Annotated in this window: 19 protein-coding genes and 3 tRNA genes; all 22 read right to left on the reverse strand. The window is 55.6% G+C overall.

The window, feature by feature from the left end; translation table 11 throughout:
• Window positions 1–42: 42 nt before the first annotated feature.
• Window positions 43–477: a GGDEF domain-containing protein gene (locus ABD720_RS19300; RefSeq protein WP_425547937.1), complete on the reverse strand. Its 435-nt coding sequence runs from the start codon at window positions 475–477 to the stop codon at window positions 43–45.
• Entirely contained in the window at window positions 468–1,976 is a 1,509-nt protein-coding gene (locus tag ABD720_RS06935) for a Do family serine endopeptidase (RefSeq protein ID WP_344762536.1), read from the reverse strand. The genes ABD720_RS19300 and ABD720_RS06935 overlap by 10 nt, the downstream gene beginning before the upstream one ends.
• Window positions 1,977–2,106: 130 nt before the next feature.
• On the reverse strand, window positions 2,107–3,429 hold the full coding sequence (locus tag ABD720_RS06940; protein ID WP_344762537.1) for an ATP-binding protein: 1,323 nt from the start codon (window positions 3,427–3,429) through the stop codon (window positions 2,107–2,109).
• Window positions 3,426–4,097: a response regulator gene (locus ABD720_RS06945; RefSeq protein ID WP_344762538.1), complete on the reverse strand. Its 672-nt coding sequence runs from the start codon at window positions 4,095–4,097 to the stop codon at window positions 3,426–3,428. Before ABD720_RS06945 ends, ABD720_RS06940 begins: the two co-directional genes overlap by 4 nt.
• A 299-nt stretch (window positions 4,098–4,396) precedes the next feature.
• Window positions 4,397–4,765 (reverse strand): transposase, encoded by a 369-nt coding sequence (locus ABD720_RS19305; RefSeq protein ID WP_425547930.1) that lies wholly within the window; start codon window positions 4,763–4,765, stop codon window positions 4,397–4,399.
• Window positions 4,766–4,975: 210 nt separating this feature from the next.
• Window positions 4,976–5,049, reverse strand: a tRNA-Cys gene (locus ABD720_RS06950).
• Window positions 5,050–5,169: 120 nt separating this feature from the next.
• Window positions 5,170–5,245, reverse strand: a tRNA-Gly gene (locus tag ABD720_RS06955).
• 107 nt (window positions 5,246–5,352) lie between these two features.
• Window positions 5,353–5,428 (reverse strand) — tRNA-Gly (locus tag ABD720_RS06960).
• An 85-nt stretch (window positions 5,429–5,513) separates the two neighbouring features.
• On the reverse strand, window positions 5,514–6,098 hold the full coding sequence (gene pgsA, locus ABD720_RS06965; protein ID WP_344762539.1) for a CDP-diacylglycerol--glycerol-3-phosphate 3-phosphatidyltransferase: 585 nt from the start codon (window positions 6,096–6,098) through the stop codon (window positions 5,514–5,516).
• Between the two features lie 62 nt (window positions 6,099–6,160).
• A complete protein-coding gene (gene uvrC / locus ABD720_RS06970; RefSeq protein ID WP_344762540.1) occupies window positions 6,161–8,023 on the reverse strand; it encodes an excinuclease ABC subunit UvrC in 1,863 nt (620 codons plus the stop codon).
• A gap of 13 nt (window positions 8,024–8,036) precedes the next feature.
• A complete protein-coding gene (gene nagZ, locus ABD720_RS06975) occupies window positions 8,037–9,095 on the reverse strand; it encodes a beta-N-acetylhexosaminidase (protein ID WP_344762541.1) in 1,059 nt (352 codons plus the stop codon).
• Entirely contained in the window at window positions 9,092–9,484 is a 393-nt protein-coding gene (gene acpS / locus ABD720_RS06980) for a holo-ACP synthase (RefSeq protein WP_344762542.1), read from the reverse strand. Before acpS ends, nagZ begins: the two co-directional genes overlap by 4 nt.
• A complete protein-coding gene (locus ABD720_RS06985; protein ID WP_344762543.1) occupies window positions 9,481–10,239 on the reverse strand; it encodes a pyridoxine 5'-phosphate synthase in 759 nt (252 codons plus the stop codon). The genes acpS and ABD720_RS06985 overlap by 4 nt, the downstream gene beginning before the upstream one ends.
• A gap of 16 nt (window positions 10,240–10,255) precedes the next feature.
• The gene (recO, locus tag ABD720_RS06990; RefSeq protein WP_425547931.1) at window positions 10,256–11,095 is read right to left on the reverse strand and encodes a DNA repair protein RecO; all 840 of its coding nucleotides are present in this window, start codon (window positions 11,093–11,095) and stop codon (window positions 10,256–10,258) included.
• Window positions 11,096–11,107: 12 nt separating this feature from the next.
• Entirely contained in the window at window positions 11,108–12,010 is a 903-nt protein-coding gene (gene era, locus ABD720_RS06995; protein ID WP_344762545.1) for a GTPase Era, read from the reverse strand.
• Window positions 12,007–12,954, reverse strand: coding sequence for a ribonuclease III (gene rnc / locus ABD720_RS07000; RefSeq protein WP_344762546.1), 948 nt, complete (start codon window positions 12,952–12,954; stop codon window positions 12,007–12,009). Before rnc ends, era begins: the two co-directional genes overlap by 4 nt.
• Before the next feature lie 29 nt (window positions 12,955–12,983).
• The gene (locus ABD720_RS07005; RefSeq protein WP_344762547.1) at window positions 12,984–13,370 is read right to left on the reverse strand and encodes a DUF4845 domain-containing protein; all 387 of its coding nucleotides are present in this window, start codon (window positions 13,368–13,370) and stop codon (window positions 12,984–12,986) included.
• A 59-nt stretch (window positions 13,371–13,429) separates the two neighbouring features.
• Entirely contained in the window at window positions 13,430–14,341 is a 912-nt protein-coding gene (lepB, locus tag ABD720_RS07010) for a signal peptidase I (RefSeq protein WP_344762548.1), read from the reverse strand.
• The gene (lepA, locus tag ABD720_RS07015; RefSeq protein WP_344762549.1) at window positions 14,338–16,131 is read right to left on the reverse strand and encodes a translation elongation factor 4; all 1,794 of its coding nucleotides are present in this window, start codon (window positions 16,129–16,131) and stop codon (window positions 14,338–14,340) included. The genes lepB and lepA overlap by 4 nt, the downstream gene beginning before the upstream one ends.
• A gap of 207 nt (window positions 16,132–16,338) precedes the next feature.
• Window positions 16,339–16,611, reverse strand: a complete 273-nt coding sequence (locus ABD720_RS07020) for a glutaredoxin family protein (RefSeq protein ID WP_425547938.1) — start codon at window positions 16,609–16,611, stop codon at window positions 16,339–16,341.
• Window positions 16,612–16,694: 83 nt separating this feature from the next.
• Entirely contained in the window at window positions 16,695–18,107 is a 1,413-nt protein-coding gene (locus tag ABD720_RS07025; protein ID WP_344762551.1) for a DegQ family serine endoprotease, read from the reverse strand.
• Between the two features lie 85 nt (window positions 18,108–18,192).
• Window positions 18,193–19,221: a MucB/RseB C-terminal domain-containing protein gene (locus tag ABD720_RS07030; protein WP_344762704.1), complete on the reverse strand. Its 1,029-nt coding sequence runs from the start codon at window positions 19,219–19,221 to the stop codon at window positions 18,193–18,195.
• Window position 19,222 lies beyond the last annotated feature (1 nt).

Consider the following 19,222-nt stretch of genomic DNA (forward strand, 5'->3'; position numbering starts at 1 on the left):
GCTGCTGACGGACGACCATAAACTCGTTGCATCATGCAAAATTTAGCTTCGCATGAGGGCTGCTTTCGACCCGTCACGGCCATCCACTATCTTCCCGTGATAAGACTCCCACATCGCCGCTAGCTGACATTCGTAGACAATAATGTTCATTTGTCGCAAGCCGGTTGAACAGTTGGATGACGAGTTACAAAGTACCTGATTTCGACCACTGTCTTTGGCCATGTAGGAAGCAGCATCGGCGCGTTTAAAGATGTCGTCGACACTCTTACCATTGATAAATAGACTGCTTGCGCCAATCGAAACCGTATAAGACGCGACAGCCCCATCGGAAAGGGTAATCGAGGTGTTTGCAAGTACCCCGCACAGGCACTCAGCAACGACCACAGCCGTGTCCGATGATGTGTCGGGCAGGAGTAATACGTATTCTTCACCACCGCGCGGGCAGTCAACCGATCCGCAATCGATCCTCAGCCCAATGCGACAGGAATAAAAATCCTCTCATCGCCGCGCTGAATCAGGACCGCCAGATGCTTGCTTTCTTTCTTTACCAAGGTCTGCAGTTGTTCTACGGATCTGACTGACGTGCCGTTGACCGACACGATCACATCACCCGCTTCGATACCCGCTTTGGCAGCAGCGCCGGCGACCTGTTCGACGACGACACCGGATTCAAGATGGGCACCTTGCTGTTCTTCCGCTGTCAGCGGACGGACCGCAACGCCGAGTCTGGCTTGGCGAGCACCCTTCTCGCTATTGCTTCCTGCTACGGTGATGTCTTTTGCCTCGGTCAACGTGGTAGCGAGATCAATCTTCTTGCCGCCTCGCCAGACTTCGAGGGTCGCCTTGTCGCCCGGTACGCCCAGTCCAACCAGCGTTGGCAAGTCCCCTGATCGCGCGATAGGTTGAGTATTGTATTTAAGGATGACATCGCCGGGTTTGATACCCGCGTTATCAGCAGCACTGCCCGGCGTCACGCTGGACACCAACGCACCATCGGGTCTGGTCAGGCCGAACGATTCTGCCAAAGACGGACTGAGCTCCTGAATCGTCACACCGAGTCGCGCGTGCTCTGCCTTTCCGGTCTTCATGATCTGATCCTTGACCTGCAACGCGACGTTGATCGGAATCGCGAACGAGACGCCTTGATAACCGCCAGTCTTGCTGTAGATTTGCGAATTGATGCCGATTACTGCGCCGCTCGCGTCAAACAAGGGACCGCCTGAATTGCCGGGGTTGACGGCGACATCGGTCTGAATAAAAGGAACATAGGCATCGCCGGGAAGTGATCGGCCCTTTGCGCTAACAATGCCGGCAGTGGCGCTTTGCTCGAAGCCGAAGGGTGAACCGATCGCGAGCACGTAATCGCCGACGCCTAGCTGACTTGGATTACCCAGACTGACGACCGGCAAATTACCGGCGTCGATTTTCAATACGGCGACGTCGGTGGCCTTGTCGCTACCCAAAACTTTTGCCTTGTATTCGCGGCGATCACTTAATTTGACGATCACTTCATCTGCATCACGCACGACATGTGCATTGGTAAGAATCACGCCATCATGGCTGACGATAAATCCAGAACCAAGCCCGCGAACCGGTACCTCGCCTCCACGTGGCGCATGACCATCCTGACCACCGAAACCTGGCATGCCGCGAAAAAACTTGAAATAGGGATCATCTGCCCCAGCACCATCGGAGCCCTCCATGCTGGTCTTGGACATGCCTTGTGTATTAATGCCGACCACGGCAGAGCCATAACGCTCGACAATTGCGCGATAATTCGGTGCAGTCATCGGCCCGATGGGCCCAATCGGAACGGCAGGCAAAGCTGTCGCGGGCGCAACTTGTGTTGTCGTTTGCCCGGCTGATGGCGCCTTCTTGAACCACTCTGCCGGATTCCACGTGACTGCACTGGCGGTAGTGGTGATGGTAATGATTCCTGCTGCAAGGAGTGCGATTGTCAATGACTTGGTTTTCATTCCATTCCCCTTCTAAGATTTGGACCGAAGCTGCCTACAGGTCCAACAATAGCGGCGAAGACTTAACTCAGACTTAAGGAAGTACGCAGAATTAAATGCAGCGTATTCGCAGTCGACGAATCCGGAAGGTCTATTTGCGAAAGTCAGACTCGCTAGTCCGATGCGCGAAGAAAATAGTCACCTTGAGCCCGCCCAATCGAGAGGGTTCGAGCTCGATACGGGCGCCATGCTGCTCAACAATATTCTTGACGATAGACAGTCCGAGACCGCTACCCGACTGTTGTTGCGCGGGTCCGCGATAAAACCGGTCGAATATCCGCTCACGATCATGAGCGTCAATTCCTGGCCCATCGTCTTCAATGACTAGCAATACGCGGTCATGATCATTTGATAGCTGCACATGAACAGAACCATCGTCACGGCCGTAGCGAATCGCATTGTCGAGCAAATTGCGCACGAGGATGCGTATCCGGGCAGGATCGATAGACAGTTGCAGATGCTCGGGGGCGTTAGCTTCAAGCGTTATTCGTCGTGTTTGCGCAAGCGAAAACACGTCCGCGATTGACTGTCGAACCAGTTCGGACAGATCGGTCGATTCAAGCTGCGCCACGGTATCGTTGGGCGCCGTTTGTGCTGCGACGAGTAACTGTTCGATGAGATGGGTCGCACGGTCTACGCCCTCATGCAGCTTGGCCAGCGCATCGGCTTTCGCTGCGTCATCGGGTGCGCGAGCCAACAATTGCAATTGCAATTTCAATGCGGTCAACGGCGAGCGCAATTCGTGCGCCGCATCGGCGACAAAAGCGCGCTGATTGGCAAACGCGCGCTTGAGCCGGATCAGCAGCGAATTCAGCGCCTGGACCAGCGGCGCGATTTCATCCGGCAAACCGGCTACCGATACCTCGTCAAGAATCCGCGCATCCCTTTGCCCGACTTCGGTTGCCAATCGCTTTAGCGGTGACAACGAACTGCCGACCAGCCACCAGATCAACAGCGCCATCAACGGTGCAAACGCCAGCAATGGCGCCAGTCCGCGAAGTGCTGCCGTCGCCGCCAAATCGCGCCGCAGTTCAAGTGGTTGCGCGACCTGGATAATTCGGTCCCTGGCAGCAAGGCTGAACACGCGCCAGCGACGGTTGTTCGCATTGACATCAGTGAATCCGATAGTTGCTCGATCAAAAATCGGGTCGCCCGGATTTGACAGGTAGAGCATGGTGCCGCTGACGGTCCAGATTTGCACGACAACCTCGAGGGTCTCGTCGTTTGAATCGGCGTACGAATTCACAACCAGTCCCTGGTTGCGTAGCGACAGCGCAATCTGTCGCAACTGGTAATCGAACAGTTCTTCGTTTTCCGCCAGCGTTTGCCGATAGGTGACGACGCCTGTTCCCAGCGCCGTCAGCATCGCCGCCAGCAACAGAAATACGGATAGTCGGGAGCGTATTGAATTCACGATTGCGGTTCGGCTTTGCGAATGAAATAACCAACGCCGCGCAGGTTCTGAATAAAATCAGTACCCAGCTTGCGTCGTACCGCATGGATATGCACTTCGACCGCGTTGCTTTCGACCTCGTCGCCCCAGCCATACATGCGTTCCTCCAGTTGCGCGCGCGACAGGATCGCACCTGGACGAAGCATCAACGCTTCGACGAGCGCATATTCGCGGGCCGACAAAATGACTGGATTTCCATCGCGATTGACTTCGCGGCTTGCCGGATTGATGTGAACACCGCGTAACTCCATTTCGGGTTCTGCATGACCGGCACTGCGACGCAGCGCCGACCGGATACGGGCCGCCAATTCGTCGATGTCAAATGGCTTAACGACATAATCATCGGCGCCGGCGTCAAGTCCCTTGATCCGCGCATCGATGCCGTCGCGTGCGGTGATGATGATTACCGGCAGGCCCTTTTTACGATTGCGTAGATTACGCAGCACGTCGATGCCGTCCTTGCCGGGTAGTCCCAGATCAAGCAGGGCGAGGTCAAAATGATCATGCAACAGCGCGGAGTCGGCCGCATTGCCATCACGCACCCAGTCGACGACGTAGCCTTCTTGTCGCAGCGAAGTGCGAACCGCATCGCCAATCATTCGGTCATCTTCGGCCAACAATATTCGCATCACTCACCAATTCGTTGAGACCAGCAGGTCGACCTACCTGGACAATCGCCGCACTGTGCGGGGAAGTGGAGTGGCTTTTAGCAGTCTTGCCTTATTTTGAGTCTACCATTACGTCGGTAAAGGTACCGGTTCGCCGGAACGATGACGTAGCAGAAAGTAATGTTGTCAATCCTGTGACGATAAATTTGTCAACTGACGCCGGGAACCGCGATGTGTCCACATCATAGCGATGGCACTCATCGACTTAGCCAATTCGGAAAGGAAAGTTGTCCACGCAATTTTTGATTCTGAAGCGCCAATCAACGCTTGAAAATATGAACAATACTGCAGTGGTGAGCGCGTGATGGCCACGTGTGACTTCTTCCTAAACAAACGGCCGACCGAAATGACGGGTCAACGTGATGCATATGTCTACATCGCCACGTAATCGCCGGTGCTCGGTTTACAGTTGGCGGATACCCAGCTCGTCCATGGTCAACGGTCAGCGAATTGCCGATACCTTTTTGACCACTTTGCTCCGCAAAGTATTGCTTCAGCCAGCGGCGCACTGCCGTCTCGCCGATGTACGCACTATCGCTGACCTGCTTGACGCTCGACCCTTGCTCACGAACCATTCGAACGACCTCAAGTTTGCGGCTCGTATCAAAATTCCTGCGCCGCTTTCTCATAGGCGATTCCTCTTTTGGTGGATTAATTGGAAACACGCAGCTGGAAATTACCGCTGGGGAGGCGTTTGATCGTCGACACGCGAATTATTTTTGACCACAGCGCGTGAACTGTCCAAGGCAAGTTGGCCTTATCAGGTGTGGTTGACCACAAATTTGCAGTAGTCGGATAGGGTATGAACGGATGAAAGAACTGCTAAGTGCTTGATTTAATGGAGGCGGGGGTCGGGTTCGAACCGGCGTAAACGGCTTTGCAGGCCGCTGCATAACCACTTTGCTACCCCGCCATGGGATAAATTGTACTGCCAAATCCGGTGCATGCAGCTATCGAATTTGCTGTAAAAAAATCGCGCGGGTCGATTTTCTGTAATGAAAAAGGGAAGCTGAACAGCTTCCCTTTTTGCATCTGGAGCGGGAGAAGAGGCTCGAACTCTCGACCTCAACCTTGGCAAGGTTGCGCTCTACCAACTGAGCTACTCCCGCATGAAACTTGTCGCTGGCTTATATGGATGCGTGCCACAAACTTCGCATCACAATGAAACCGTCTTTATTAAAATTGCACCTGAAAACCAGCTTCAATTTTTTTATTCTGGAGCGGGAGAAGAGGCTCGAACTCTCGACCTCAACCTTGGCAAGGTTGCGCTCTACCAACTGAGCTACTCCCGCGTCGACAACAGTTGCGTATTATAGAGGCCTGCCTTTTTTTGTCAAGCTGCGGAGCCCGTATTCGACATGAATCAACTGTGAATTCCTACGGCAGATTCTTGGAGTTTTCTTTCATGAGTGGCCAAGCTTTTCTCAGGTAATAAAACATCGACCAGACCGTCAGCACGGCTGCCACTGCCAGCAGGCACTGGCCCCAGAAACGCGTATCGATCACGCCGAACAGTGAGTCGTAATACAGCAGCATCGGGATCGCTGTCATTTGCGCGGCTGTCTTGATTTTGCCGATCGAGCTGACCGCGACGGATTTCGATGCGCCCAGCTGTGCCATCCACTCGCGCAATGCCGAAATCGTGATCTCGCGGCCAATGATGATGAACGCCACCACTGCATTGACGCGATCGAGCTGCACCAGCACCAGCAGGGCCCCCGCCACCATTAATTTATCGGCGACCGGATCGAGGAAGGCACCAAACGATGACGTCTCGTTCCAGCGCCGGGCCAGGAAGCCGTCAAACCAGTCGGTAGCAGCCGCGATGACGAAGACGCAGGTGGAGGCAAGCCCTTTGTCGAACGGCGACATCCATGTCACCGGCAGATAAAAAACGCCCACCACCAGAGGGATTAACGCGACACGTAACCACGTGAGCAAGATAGGAATATTCAGAGGCATTGTTCAGACTTTTAACTGGATTTCTGCGAGTGGATTGCGCTGATCGCAATGGTGAGCGTAATTTAATGCAATTGCTTGTAAATGTCTTCCGCCAGTTGGCGCGAGATACCGTCGACCGAAGTCAGTTCCTCGACACTCGCATTCGTGACTTCGCGCAGACTGCCAAATCGCGCCAGCAGCTTTTGGCGGCGCTTGGCACCGATGCCTTCGATTTCTTCCAGTCGGGACGCCTGCCGGGTCTTGGCGCGGCGGGCCCGCATGCCGGTAATGGCGAAGCGATGTGCCTCGTCGCGGATCTGGGCAATGAGCATCAGTGCAGCGGAATCCTTGCCCAGTTCTTTGGCTTCGCGACCGTCGACGAAGACCAGTGTTTCCAGTCCGACGCGGCGCCCTTCTCCCTTGGCCACGCCAACGATCAGGCTGATGTCGAGCCCGAGTTCGGCAAACACCTGACGCGCAACTTCGACCTGTCCCTTGCCGCCGTCGATCAGGACGATATCGGGCATCACGCCTTCGCCATTGGCGACTTTTTCATAGCGCCGCATCAGCACCTGACGCATCGCCGCGTAGTCATCGCCGGGGGTAATGTCGTTGATGTTGTAGCGCCGGTATTCACCGTTCTGCATCGCGTGGTGGTGGAACACCACGCACGAGGCCTGAGTCGCTTCGCCTTGCGTATGGCTGATATCAAAACATTCGACACGCAAAGTCTCGAGGTCTTCGCTATCGAGCGCCAGTACCTCGGCCAGAGCACGCGTGCGCGATTGCTGTGAGCCCTGTTCGGAGAGCAGTCGCGCCAACGAAATTTCGGCGCCCTTGCACGCCATCTCCAGCCACTGGCGGCGCTGCGATTGTGGCTGAAACAGCAAATTGATGCGATGGCCACACTGCTCCATCAATGCCAGCATCAGTTCGGGTTCGTCGAATTCCAGATTCAGGATCAGGGTGCCCGGAATGAATTTTTCGAGGTAATGCTGCGCCAGAAAAGCCTTCAGCACTTCGACATCGATGGCATCGTCCGCCGTCGCCAGCGCGTTGTCGACATGGGTCGGAAAATACGCCCGATCGCCCAGATGACGGCCCCCGCGCACCATCGCCAGGTTCACGCAGGCGCGCCCACCTTGCACGATGACGGCGATGATGTCGATATCGGCGTCGCTGCCGGTTTCCATGGTTTGCTGATGCAGCACACGCGATAGCGCACTGATCTGGTTGCGCACGGCGGCAGCTTGCTCGAACTTGAGTTCAGCCGCATAGCCGTGCATTTTTCCGTCCAGCGTCTGCATGACTTCGCTCTGCCGGCCACGCAGGAATTTTGCGGCATTCTCGACGTCGAGGTTGTAATCCTCCTGGCTGATCGCCTTCACGCACGGCGCACTGCAGCGATGGATCTGATGCAGCAGACAAGGTCGCGTGCGATTGGCGTACACGCTGTCTTCGCAGGTTCGCAAAAGGAATACCTTCTGCAGAATCTGCATCGATTCCTTGACAGCCCACGCGCTCGGGAATGGTCCAAAGAACTGACTGCGCTTGTCGACCGAACCACGGTAATACGCCATGCGTGGAAATGGCTGGCCGGTGATTTTCAGGTACGGATACGATTTATCGTCGCGAAACAGAATGTTGAAGCGCGGCTGCAAGGCCTTGATCAGATTGTTCTCAAGGATCAGCGCCTCGGCTTCGCTGCGCGTGACCGTGGTTTCCAGACGCGCAATGCGCTCGACCATCATCGCGATGCGCGAACTGCTGAGGGTCTTCTGAAAATAACTGGACACTCGCTTTTTCAGATCTCGCGCTTTGCCGACATACAGCACATTGTTGTCGCTGTCGAAATAGCGGTACACGCCAGGCAGGTGCGGCAGCTTGGCGACCGTGTCGAGAACGATCGCGCGCGGGTCCGGCGGCGTGGGCGTGATATCGGTCATCGACGGCGACTGGTCATGGGGTGGTCAGTACCTGTACGGTGCGCAGCGCGGACTGATAGCGCGTGTCGGCTTGCAGCGCGTCCCAGCGAATTACCGCTGCGGTCGGCATCAACGACGCAATGCGCGCGGCACTTGCCGCGCTCGCCAGTGACGGATTCAGATCAGCCAATAATTGATCGGCCATGTCCGGCCGGTTGCAAATCAGGACCATATCGCAACCCGCATCCAGCGCAGCGGTCGCACCGGCGACGACGTCACCGGCGACACTGGCGCCTTCCATACTCAGGTCGTCACTGAAAATTACGCCCTCGAAACCCATGTCGTGACGCAGTATCGACAGCCATTTTTTTGAAAATCCGGCAGGTGCAGGATCGACCTGCGGATAGATCACATGCGCTGGCATCACCCCGGACAGGCTGAGTCCGAGCCAGTCATAGGGCGCAGCGTCCTCGGCCAGGATGGCTTCCAGCGTGCGCTCATCGACCGGAATGGCGACATGCGAATCGGCCTGCACGAAGCCGTGACCCGGAAAATGTTTGCCGCAATTGGCCATGCCAGCCAGCAGCAGACCGTGGTTCAGGCTCTTTGCCAGTTGCGTAACGACTTCTGCATCGCGATGAAAAGCACGGTCACCGATCACGCCGGATTCACCATGATCCAGATCGAGTACCGGCGTGAACGACAGGTCGACACCGCAAGCGCGCAATTCTGCCGCCAGGATAAAACCTACCGCAGTGGCAGCACGCTGCGCCGCCTGCTGATCACTGGCCCATAGTTCGCCGAGACGACGCATCGCTGGCAGCGCCGTGAAGCCATCGCTACGAAAACGCTGGACCCGCCCACCTTCGTGATCGACTGCGATCAGCACGCCCGGACGGGCCGCATGAATCGCCTCCGTCAACGCGACCAGCTGGGTGCGGTCCTCGTAATTGCGTGCGAACAGGATGACACCACCGGTCAACGGATGGCGAATGCGCCCGATATCCTCGGCAGTCAGCACCGTGCCCACCACATCCAGCATGACCGGACCGGCCGGAACCACCATCTTGTTACTGCCTGCTAGTTGATTCATTTTTTCTCCACAATGGCGAACGCGACGGCATAGTCGGCTTCGTCGGTAATTGATATTTGCGCGGTCAAACCCCGCTGTGCCATGAACTCGGCCAGCACACCGCTGGTGACCACGACAGGTTTGCCACTTGGGTCATTGACCGTTTGCATGGCGCGCCATGTCATGGGCATGTGCAGGCCAAGACCAATCGCTTTTGAAAAGGCTTCTTTCGCAGCGAACCGGGTGGCCAGAAACCGCAATCCACGCACGTCCGCCCGCGCCGCGCGCTGATGGTATTTTGCCAGCTCGTCGATGCCAAGGATTTTCTCGGCAAAGCGCGGGCCATGCCGCTTCAGGGCAGCCGCAATACGGTCTATCCGGATGATGTCGGTGCCGATGCCGAAGATCATCGTGAGACTCCGGTACGACCCGAACGAGCCTGCGACAGCGCTGCTTTGAGCTCTCCCACCGCCCGTTGCCAGCCGACGAATATGGCACGCGACAACAGTGCCAGGCCGCTCTGGACTTGGGCGATATCTGCCAGCGCAGCGAGCGCGCCAAGATTGGATGCATCGAGACCATGGGCCACCTGCACCCGCAACCCTAGCCGTACAGCAGCAGCGGCACAGGTGGCGATATGGTCAAGCTCGAGCCCGACCTGATCTGTCTTGCCCGCTGCGGCGTAATGCGTTGCGTCCAATTCAATTGCGTCCACACCTGCCTCGAAGGCAGCCTGCAGCTGCTCTGGCGTCGCAGCGATGGCGAGCGCAATGCTGACTGACATTGGCGTCGCCTGAAGCTGATCGACTACAGCCTTGATCGCATCGATCTGCAGCGTGGGATTGAGAGAGTACGCGGGAACCAGACAGATACGTTGCGGCTGCAGGCCAGCAACCAGTTCGACCATCGCGGCGGTTGCAGGTATCGTCAACGCCAGCGGCAATTGCAGCCCTGTCATCAACATCGGTAACAGCGCAGCGAAACTTTCTCCATCCGGACCGCACAACGACAGGCCGATTGCATCGGCACCCGCCGCCTGGGCCTGACTGGCGGCCAGCGCGAAGTCAGGGCCCGGACGGTCGGGCCGGGCTGCAGCCAATCGCAGCAATGGCGTGATGTCGACACACAGGTCAGCGGCAACGGAATGCGGATTCAAATAGCTCATCGGCGGGAGGTCCTTGTCAAAGCTGTGTCAGGTCGATCAGTATCTGCCGGGTGTTCAGTGGCACACCACCCAGCTGATGGGCCAGCAGGAAACGCATCAGGAATTTGCTCTGGCTTTGCGTGGTGAGACCTGAATAGTCTTCCCGCTCCATGTCGAGCAAGGTCTGGCCCGATACACGCGGCCAGGTGTCGGACGGTACAGCCAGTCGCGGACCGCGCTCGGGATCCACCACGTAACTGCGTCCGGCTTCGACGCCTCGACCTGTACTGAAACACTGAGCCAGGTCGGCCGCGACGCCCGTTTCTTTCATCAGACTGCGTTCGAACTTGCGCAAGACAATCGGCGCGGATTCGTCATGGGCCAGCTGATTCAGCGCAGCGACGTAATGGTCGAACAGACCCGGATGCGGATCATCGCGCGCGAGCAGCTTGACCAGCAGCTCATTGAGATAAAACCCGCAGAGCAGCGCCGATTTTTCCAGCGGCAGCAAGCCACCTACCCATTCGGCACCAATCAGCGTACGCACTTCGGATTTGCCGCTCCAGCTCAGCGAGAGCGGCTGGAAAGTTTGCAGCACCCCGCGCAATGTCGAATGGGGCCGCTTCGCCCCCTTCGCCACCAAAGCAATCCTGCCATGATCACGCGTGAAGACGTCGATGATCAGACTGGTTTCCTTGTGCGGATAACTGTGCAGGACAAAGCCAGGCTGACCAGAGATGCGTTGCACTACCTTGTCGGTCGATGCCGCTCGGCGAGGCCGTGCGGGCGCCTTCGCCGGAGTCGCGGTATCGGTGCCCGATACGGGTGGCGCTTTCGGCGATCCGGCCGGATCGATAGGCTGCTCTGCCACGGACATTACCGCGTCGACTTATTCGTAACCGTAAGCCCGCAGGCCGGCTTCATTGTCTGCCCATCCGGATTTGACCTTGACCCAGATTTCAAGATATACCGGGCCACCGAACAGGCGTGCCATGTCTAGGCGGGACTGGGTCGAAATCTCTTTGAGACGTGCACCCTTCTGGCCGATCAGCATCGATTTGTGGGTCGAACGTTCGACCAGGATCGCGGCAAATACACGCCGCAGATCACCTTCCTGTTCGAACTTTTCGATCAGGACCGTGCTGGTGTACGGCAGCTCGTCACCGACGAAGCGGAAGACCTTTTCCCGGATGATTTCGGCGGCAAGGAATTTTTCGCTGCGGTCGGTAATGTCATCCGGTCCGAACTCTGGCGGATTTTCCGGCAGGAAGCGACGCGTCTCTTTTTGCAGGCCGTCGAGCTGGAAGCGCAGCGTTGCCGACACCGGCACGACTGCCGCAAAGTTGTGCTTGGCGGCGATTTGCTGGGCGAACGGCAACAGCACGGCCTTGTCCTTCACCCGATCCGCCTTGTTGATGACCAGAATGCAGGGAACCGACTCGGGGATCAGGTCAAGCACCTGCTGGTCTGCCGGCCCGAAGGTACCGGCTTCGATCAGGAACAGGATCACGTCGGCCGATGTCAGCGTATTGGCGACGGTCTTGTTCAGCGTCTTGTTGAGTGCATTGGCGTGCTTGGTCTGGAAACCGGGCGTATCGACATAGATGAACTGTGTGTCATCGATGGTCTGGATACCGGTAATCCGGTGACGGGTGGTCTGCGCCTTGCGCGAGGTAATGCTGACTTTCGCGCCGATCAGCGCATTCATCAACGTGGACTTGCCTACGTTGGGCCGGCCGACAATGGCGATGTAGCCACAGCGGAAATTCTCAGGTGATGCAGATTCAGTCATGCGGTTTTCGTGTTGGTATCAGTGATGGATGGAATGACTTCAGGCGATGCCTGCGAGTGCGGCACAGCAGGTGGCACTGGCACACCCGCTTTGCGTTCTTTTGCAGCACCTTTCATGGTGTCTGCCTTGCCTTCGTGTAGCGATGACAGCAAATCGTGATATTGGTCGGACGCGTCGTCCACCGGTGCGTCCTGCTGGGCCGTCGCGATACCTGACAATTTGAGTTGCGAGGCGCGCGGCTTGCTTTTCCGTCCGGCAGCGGGACCCTTTGCGGCAGCAGCCTGCACCGCGTCGAGCGCACACTTGGCAGCCGCCTGCTCGCCTGCCCGGCGACTGCCGCCGGTACCAAACACTTGGATATCGAGTTTCGGCACCAGGCATTCGATTTCAAATTCCTGATTGTGTGCAGCACCATGCGTAGCGACGACGTTGTACTGCGGCAGCGCAATTTTTTTGCCTTGCAGATATTCCTGTAACAAGGTCTTGGCATCCTTACCCAGCGTTTTCGGATCAACGGAATCGAGTATCGGGATATACAGCGAGCGGATCACATCGCGCGCAGCATTGAATCCTGCGTCGAGATAAATGGCGCCGAACAGTGCCTCAAGCGTATCCGCAAGTATGGACGGGCGACGAAAACCGCCGGACTTCAACTCACCCTCACCGAGACGAAGGAACTGCGACAACTCCAGCCGCTGGGCAATTTCATACAGGGACTGCTGCTTCACCAGATTGGCGCGTAAGCGCGACAAATCACCCTCGTCGATTTTGCTGTATCGCTCATACAGGAGCGATGCCACAACACAGTTGAGGATGGAGTCGCCCAGAAACTCCAGACGTTCGTTATGCGTGATGCTGTGGCTTCGGTGCGTCAGCGCTTGCTGCAATAACGCAGCGTCTTCAAACCTGTAAGCGAGTCGATCTTCCAGAAGCATACAATCCATTTCAGTCGGTACATCGGTACTGTTGCGGCCTACAAAGCCGGCGTCTTGGCTACCCCGCCCTTTGCGGTCGTGGCAGCATAATCAAGCAACAAGGTTGCAGGTCCAACCAGCGGAATCTTTTTTTGATACGCGACACTGACTTCAAAGGTATCGCCATCCTTGACGAGCACAAGATCCTTGCTGGAGACAGAATCGATATAGCCAGTCGTTGCTTGTCGGTCGAACGATGCTTTGATTTCAGCAGGCGTATTGCCTCCGGCCTTGGCTGCAAAAATTGCTTTTTTTATCGACATGAACTCGATCGCAGTCGGGACTATTTGCAAGGCGAGTACGCCTACCATGCCCACCAAACCAAGCACAAAAATCAAACCAACCAGTGTGATTCCTTGCTGCCGATGCAATGAACTAGAACGCATTAACCTGCTCCCTGTGGTCACTGGCAGCGCGACCGCTTGCGTCAGTCGATCCACCAGATTTATTGAAAACCGCCGATACGCTTTAGATTACCCAGATTCATCCACACATAAAACGCTTTTCCTACGATGTTCTTGTCCGGCACAAAGCCCCAATAACGGCTGTCGGCGCTGTTGTCCCGATTATCCCCCATCATGAAGTAATGTCCAGCAGGTACCGTGCACATGAACCCCTCGGAGTTGTAATTGCACGCATCGCGCATCGGGTAGGCATCGATGTTGCTCAATTCGTTTGGGGCCAGCGGGTTGTTCAATATCTTGTGTTCAGGACCGTCGAATGACTCAAGATATTGCTTTGAATAGGTCAACCGTTCCTCGTCCAGATAATCCGGCAATGGTGCGTAGACCGCCGGTTGCCCGTTAATCGACAGACGTTTGTTTCGGTAAACGATTTTATCGCCAGGGATACCGACCACGCGTTTGATATAGTCCAATGACATGTCTTTGGGATATTTGAACACCATGACATCGCCACGTTTGGGATCGTTGATCTCGATAATTTTCTTGTTGATCAGCGGAAGACGTATGCCATAAGTAAATTTATTTACCAGTATCAAGTCACCAACCAGCAAGGTCGGCACCATCGATGGCGATGGAATCTTGAATGGCTCGTACAAAAAAGAGCGCAGACAGAACACCAGGGCGATGACTGGAAAAAAACTGCCCGAATACTCGATCCATGTTGGCTGCCGTAACAAATCGGCCTCAAGAGCATGACGGCCCGAGGTTTCCAGCTTAATCCCTTCCGACTGCAATTTCAGGTTGCGGGCATCAAATTCTGCCAGCGCGACATTGGCGCGTGCGCGCCGCTGCTTGGCCAGATACAACACATCGAGAAACCAGATGACACCGGAAATAATGGTTAGTACAAACAGTATTAGTGAGAAATTGCCAAAAATTACCTGGAGGTTCATTTATCGTCCACTTGTAGAATTGCCAAAAATGCTTCTTGCGGAATTTCGACGGAGCCGACCTGTTTCATCCGCTTCTTGCCGGCCTTCTGCTTTTCAAGCAGTTTGCGTTTGCGGCTGATGTCGCCGCCATAACATTTTGCAAGCACGTTCTTGCGCAGCGCCTTGACGTTTTCACGCGAAATGATATTGGCTCCGATCGCCGCCTGAATTGCGACATCAAACATTTGTCGCGGAATCAGTTCGCGCATCTTGGCCGCTACCGCCCGGCCCCGATACTGGCTATTACTGCGGTGAACAATGATGGCCAGCGCATCGACTTTCTCGCTGTTGATCAGCATGTCCACCTTGACCACATCAGCCGACCTGTATTCCTTGAATTCGTAATCCATCGATGCATAGCCACGCGATGTCGACTTCAGCTTGTCAAAGAAGTCGAGCACGATTTCTGCCATCGGCATTTCGTAGGTCAGCTTGACCTGTTTGCCGTGGTAGTTCATGTCGATCTGCATGCCGCGTTTGGCAGTACAGAGCGTGATGACGGCGCCGACATACTCCTGCGGCATGTACAGATTCACCGTCACGATCGGCTCGCGAATTTCTTCGATTTTGGAGGGATCCGGCATTTTCGACGGATTATCCACCATCAGGATGGCGCCATCCCGCAACACCACTTCGTAGATCACGGTCGGTGCGGTCGTGATCAGGTCCATGTCGAACTCGCGTTCGAGACGCTCCTGAACGATTTCCATGTGCAGCAAACCCAGGAAGCCGCAGCGGAAACCGAAACCCAGCGCCTGTGACACTTCAGGTTCGTATTGCAGCGCCGCGTCGTTGAGCTTCAGTTTCTCAAGCGAGTCGCGCAGTGCATCGTACTGGTTGGCTTCCACCGGAAACAGGCCAGCAAACACTTGCGGCTGGACTTCCTTGAAACCAGGCAGCGCCTCAGCAGCAGGTCGACTGGCCAGGGTGATGGTGTCACCGACCTTGGCAGCTTTAAGCTCCTTGATACCAGCGATGATAAAGCCGACCTGACCAGCAGAAATGGTCTCGCGCGTCACCGATTTTGGCGTGAATACCCCAACGCTTTCCGTCAAATGCTGTGACCCGTTCGCCATCAGCAGAATTTTTTCCTTGGCGCGCAGCGTGCCATTGACGACACGCACCAACATCACGACGCCCACATAATTATCGAACCAGGAATCGACCAGCAATGCCTGCAATGGCGCGGTCGGATCTCCTTTTGGCGGCGGCACCTTCAGAATCAGTGATTCCAGTACATCCTGAACACCGAGGCCAGTTTTGGCGGAGCAATGCACCGCATCCGACGCATCGATCCCGATGACCTCCTCGATTTCAGCAATGGCATTGGCCGGATCAGCGGACGGCAAATCGATCTTGTTCAGAACCGGGACCACTTCGACACCCAGATCGAGCGCTGTGTAGCAGTTGGCAACGGTTTGCGCTTCCACTCCTTGCGACGCATCAACAACTAGCAGCGCACCCTCACAAGCCGACAGCGAGCGACTCACTTCATAGCTGAAGTCGACATGGCCGGGCGTATCGATCAGATTCAGGTTGTAGACTTTTCCATCGCGCGATTTGTACGATAGCGCGGCTGTCTGCGCTTTGATCGTAATGCCGCGCTCACGTTCGATGTCCATCGAATCGAGGACCTGCGCTTCCATTTCACGGTCGGAAAGCCCGCCGCACAACTGGATGATGCGATCCGCAAGCGTGGACTTGCCGTGGTCGATATGGGCGATGATAGAGAAATTACGGATGTTGTTCATTGACGAAAGCGCGATTACAAAAAAGGCGCTCCGGACGAGGATGGATTCCTCAGGCGAGCGCCTTGTTTCAAGAGGGTTGTTCAGGTCCGCATTTTACCGGATTCCAGAGTGGAAAGCCCGTCATATCAAGACCAGTACCGAATGAGAGCGTCAGCAGCGCTGCAAGCGGCTATCCCGAAGGCCAACGTCCGGGCGGAGAAAGTGCGATCAGCCTGATCGAACGGAACTGGCTTCGTCCTGCAGGAACTGTTCCACGCGTTGTGCATCCAGAAAATAATGGCAAAGCTCCTGGTCTGACGTGTCCCTGCCGCGTGCCATCAATACCGGAACCAGCTCATCATAAAGAGCAATCAGGGCCGGATCAGCATCCACGTCAACAACACGAATATCAGCTACCCGACCAGAGAGTTGCGCCTTTAGTGCTGCAAGCATGTCATCGCACAGATGACAATAACTACGGGAATACAAAGTGAAGTGAATCAAGCGACACCTGCTGGAACAACCTGCATTGACAAGAAAAAAGCTGCCATCAAGGAGGTGGCAGCTTTTCGATGCAGCGAGTGCTACTGGCCGTTCGGCCGGATCGGCACGAATTGGGATGCGTCACCCCGACGGACCAGAATGACCGCCATTTTTTTACTGTCGAGCTTGGCGACCAGGGCGGCGAATTGTTTTGCGTCCTTGATGTCGGTGTTATTCAACCGCAGGACGATGTCCCCGGCGCGCAATCCTGCACGTGCGGCGGCACCTTCCGCCAGTTCAACTGCTACACCGCCATCAATTTTCAGCTCCTTCTTTTGGGCGTCGCTGAGGTCGCTGGCAACCAGACCAAGAGCGTTTGCTGCCTGCTCGGCCTTCGGTTTCTTCTCCTCGCGTTTGGCGGTTTTTTCTTGCTCCATTTCAGCAACCGTCACCGTCAGATCGCGATTGGCACCCTTGCGCCAAACCGTGATCGTGGAACGAGTGCCCGGCTTGGTATTACCCACCAGCCTGGGCAAATCGCTCGACCGATCGATGGCTACATTATTGAATTTCAGGATGATGTCACCGGCTTCGACGCCTGCTTTTTCGGCTGGACCACCGGTTTCAACTTTCTGAACCAAGGCACCCTGTGCTTTGGCAAGACCCAGCGACTCGGCCACATCCTTGGTCAGTTCGCCGATCTGTACGCCGATGCGACCGCGCGTTACTTTGCCAGTTGCTTTCAATTGGTCTGAAACCCGGATCGCCTCATCAATCGGCACGGCAAACGAGATGCCCATGTAGCCGCCAGAACGGCTGTAAATCTGGGAGTTGATGCCAATGACTTCTCCGCGCATGTTGATGAGCGGGCCGCCAGAGTTGCCGGGATTGACGGCCACGTCGGTTTGGATCAGTGGCAGGTAGTCGCCTGTGTCACGGGCTTTTGCTGAAATGATACCGGCAGTGACGGTGTTATCGAGGCCAAACGGTGAACCGATCGCGATGACCCACTCACCCGCTTTGACTTTGCTGGAGTCGCCCATAGTCAGCCGCGGCAGGTTGCTGCCTTCGATTTTGACGAGTGCCACATCGGTACGCTTGTCGGCCCCAACAATCTTGGCTTTGAACTCGCGCTTGTCGGTCAGCATCACGTACACCTCGTCGGCGCCGTCAACGACATGGGCGTTGGTCAAGACATAGCCATCCGCCGAAATAATGAAGCCTGAGCCTACACCACGTGCGATTTCCTCATCGGCTTGCGGTGCGCCCGGGCGTTTTGGTCGCGAAGGACGCTCGGGCTGCTGCTGCCTTGGCACGGGAACGCCAAAAAAACGCTTGAAAAATTCTTGCATTTCTTCGTCATCTGCACCGATACCTGGAGCGCCCTGCGCCATTTTTGCTTTTTCGGTGGTACGGATATTCACAACAGCGGGGCCAGTTTTTTCAACCATCTCCGTGAAGTCGGGAAGCCCTGCTACCGAAGCAGCGACTGCTGACGGCAATAATCCAGTCATCGACGGGACGATGGTAACGGCAAAGATTCCCAGCACTAACGATAAAACTTTATTCAGAATAAATTTTCTTGTTTTCATGGAGTCGTTATTTAGATTTGAATTCGATGGAATTGGCTACCTGCTTTATCGCCGCATCAGGTACTTCGCCGACAATGGTAAGCCAAAAATCACCTTGTCGCTTACCGGTAATATTCATCGCCCCCTGCCGCATCGAACCCTCGGTGCGGCTGCGTGATCCGGGCTCGATAAACACGGAGATGGCCGCCAGACCGTCTGAAAACACCAGCTGCGTGAACTCTCTTTGGGAGATTGCCGCGGGGCTGACCGCACCCGCCGGCGCCCCTTGAGAAGAGACATCCGACACGAGACGCTTCATTTCACGAACCTTCCTGAAACCGACCGGAATATTTTTTACTTCCCAGCCTGGCGCAGTAATCGGCGTCATCACGCTGTTTTCAATGTGCCATCCGGCGGTATTTGAAAAACTGGGCTTGACGCGATTGCGACTGATATTGCCGATCTCGACCTGAGTAAATGCAATTTGCTCGACGACGTCTCTTTTTTCGTTGAGGGTCTGGGCGCGGAGCAAGAGCCCACTCGTTTTTTCTGCCCAAAGCTTGTAACCGTACCGCAAATTGTCTTTGGGCTCGAGTAACAAAGATTGAGATTCATACCCCGCAACACGCGCCGTTTCACCGCGCCGAACTGTGTAGTAAGCCGTGATATCGGTGTTATTCGACGCCAGCATCGCGGGAAACACATCCTCTGGACCTTTTTTGTCGATGAGTAGTGTCCGCGCTTCCGGGACATAGCAAACGATCTCGTCATTCGTTCGAATATATTCGCGTGGTTTCCCGTCGAGGATTTCAAGCTTTTCGATTTCGTTTTTACCGTCATGAATATGGGTAATGCGGGAAGTTCGAACTTGATTGGCTTGTTGATAGACAAAGGTACCGGAATAATTAATTTTTTGAGCCGCGATCTGTATTTTTCGCAACCAGCTTTGTGCCTCGCGACTTTCATCCTGAAAATCGACGCCCTCGGCAAAAGCGGAATATGCGATCAAACTCGATGTGACGACGACAAACTTGAGCAAGACTAATGTTTGCCGCATG

This window comes from Actimicrobium antarcticum (assembly GCF_039536745.1).
Classification (GTDB): domain Bacteria; phylum Pseudomonadota; class Gammaproteobacteria; order Burkholderiales; family Burkholderiaceae_D; genus Actimicrobium; species Actimicrobium antarcticum.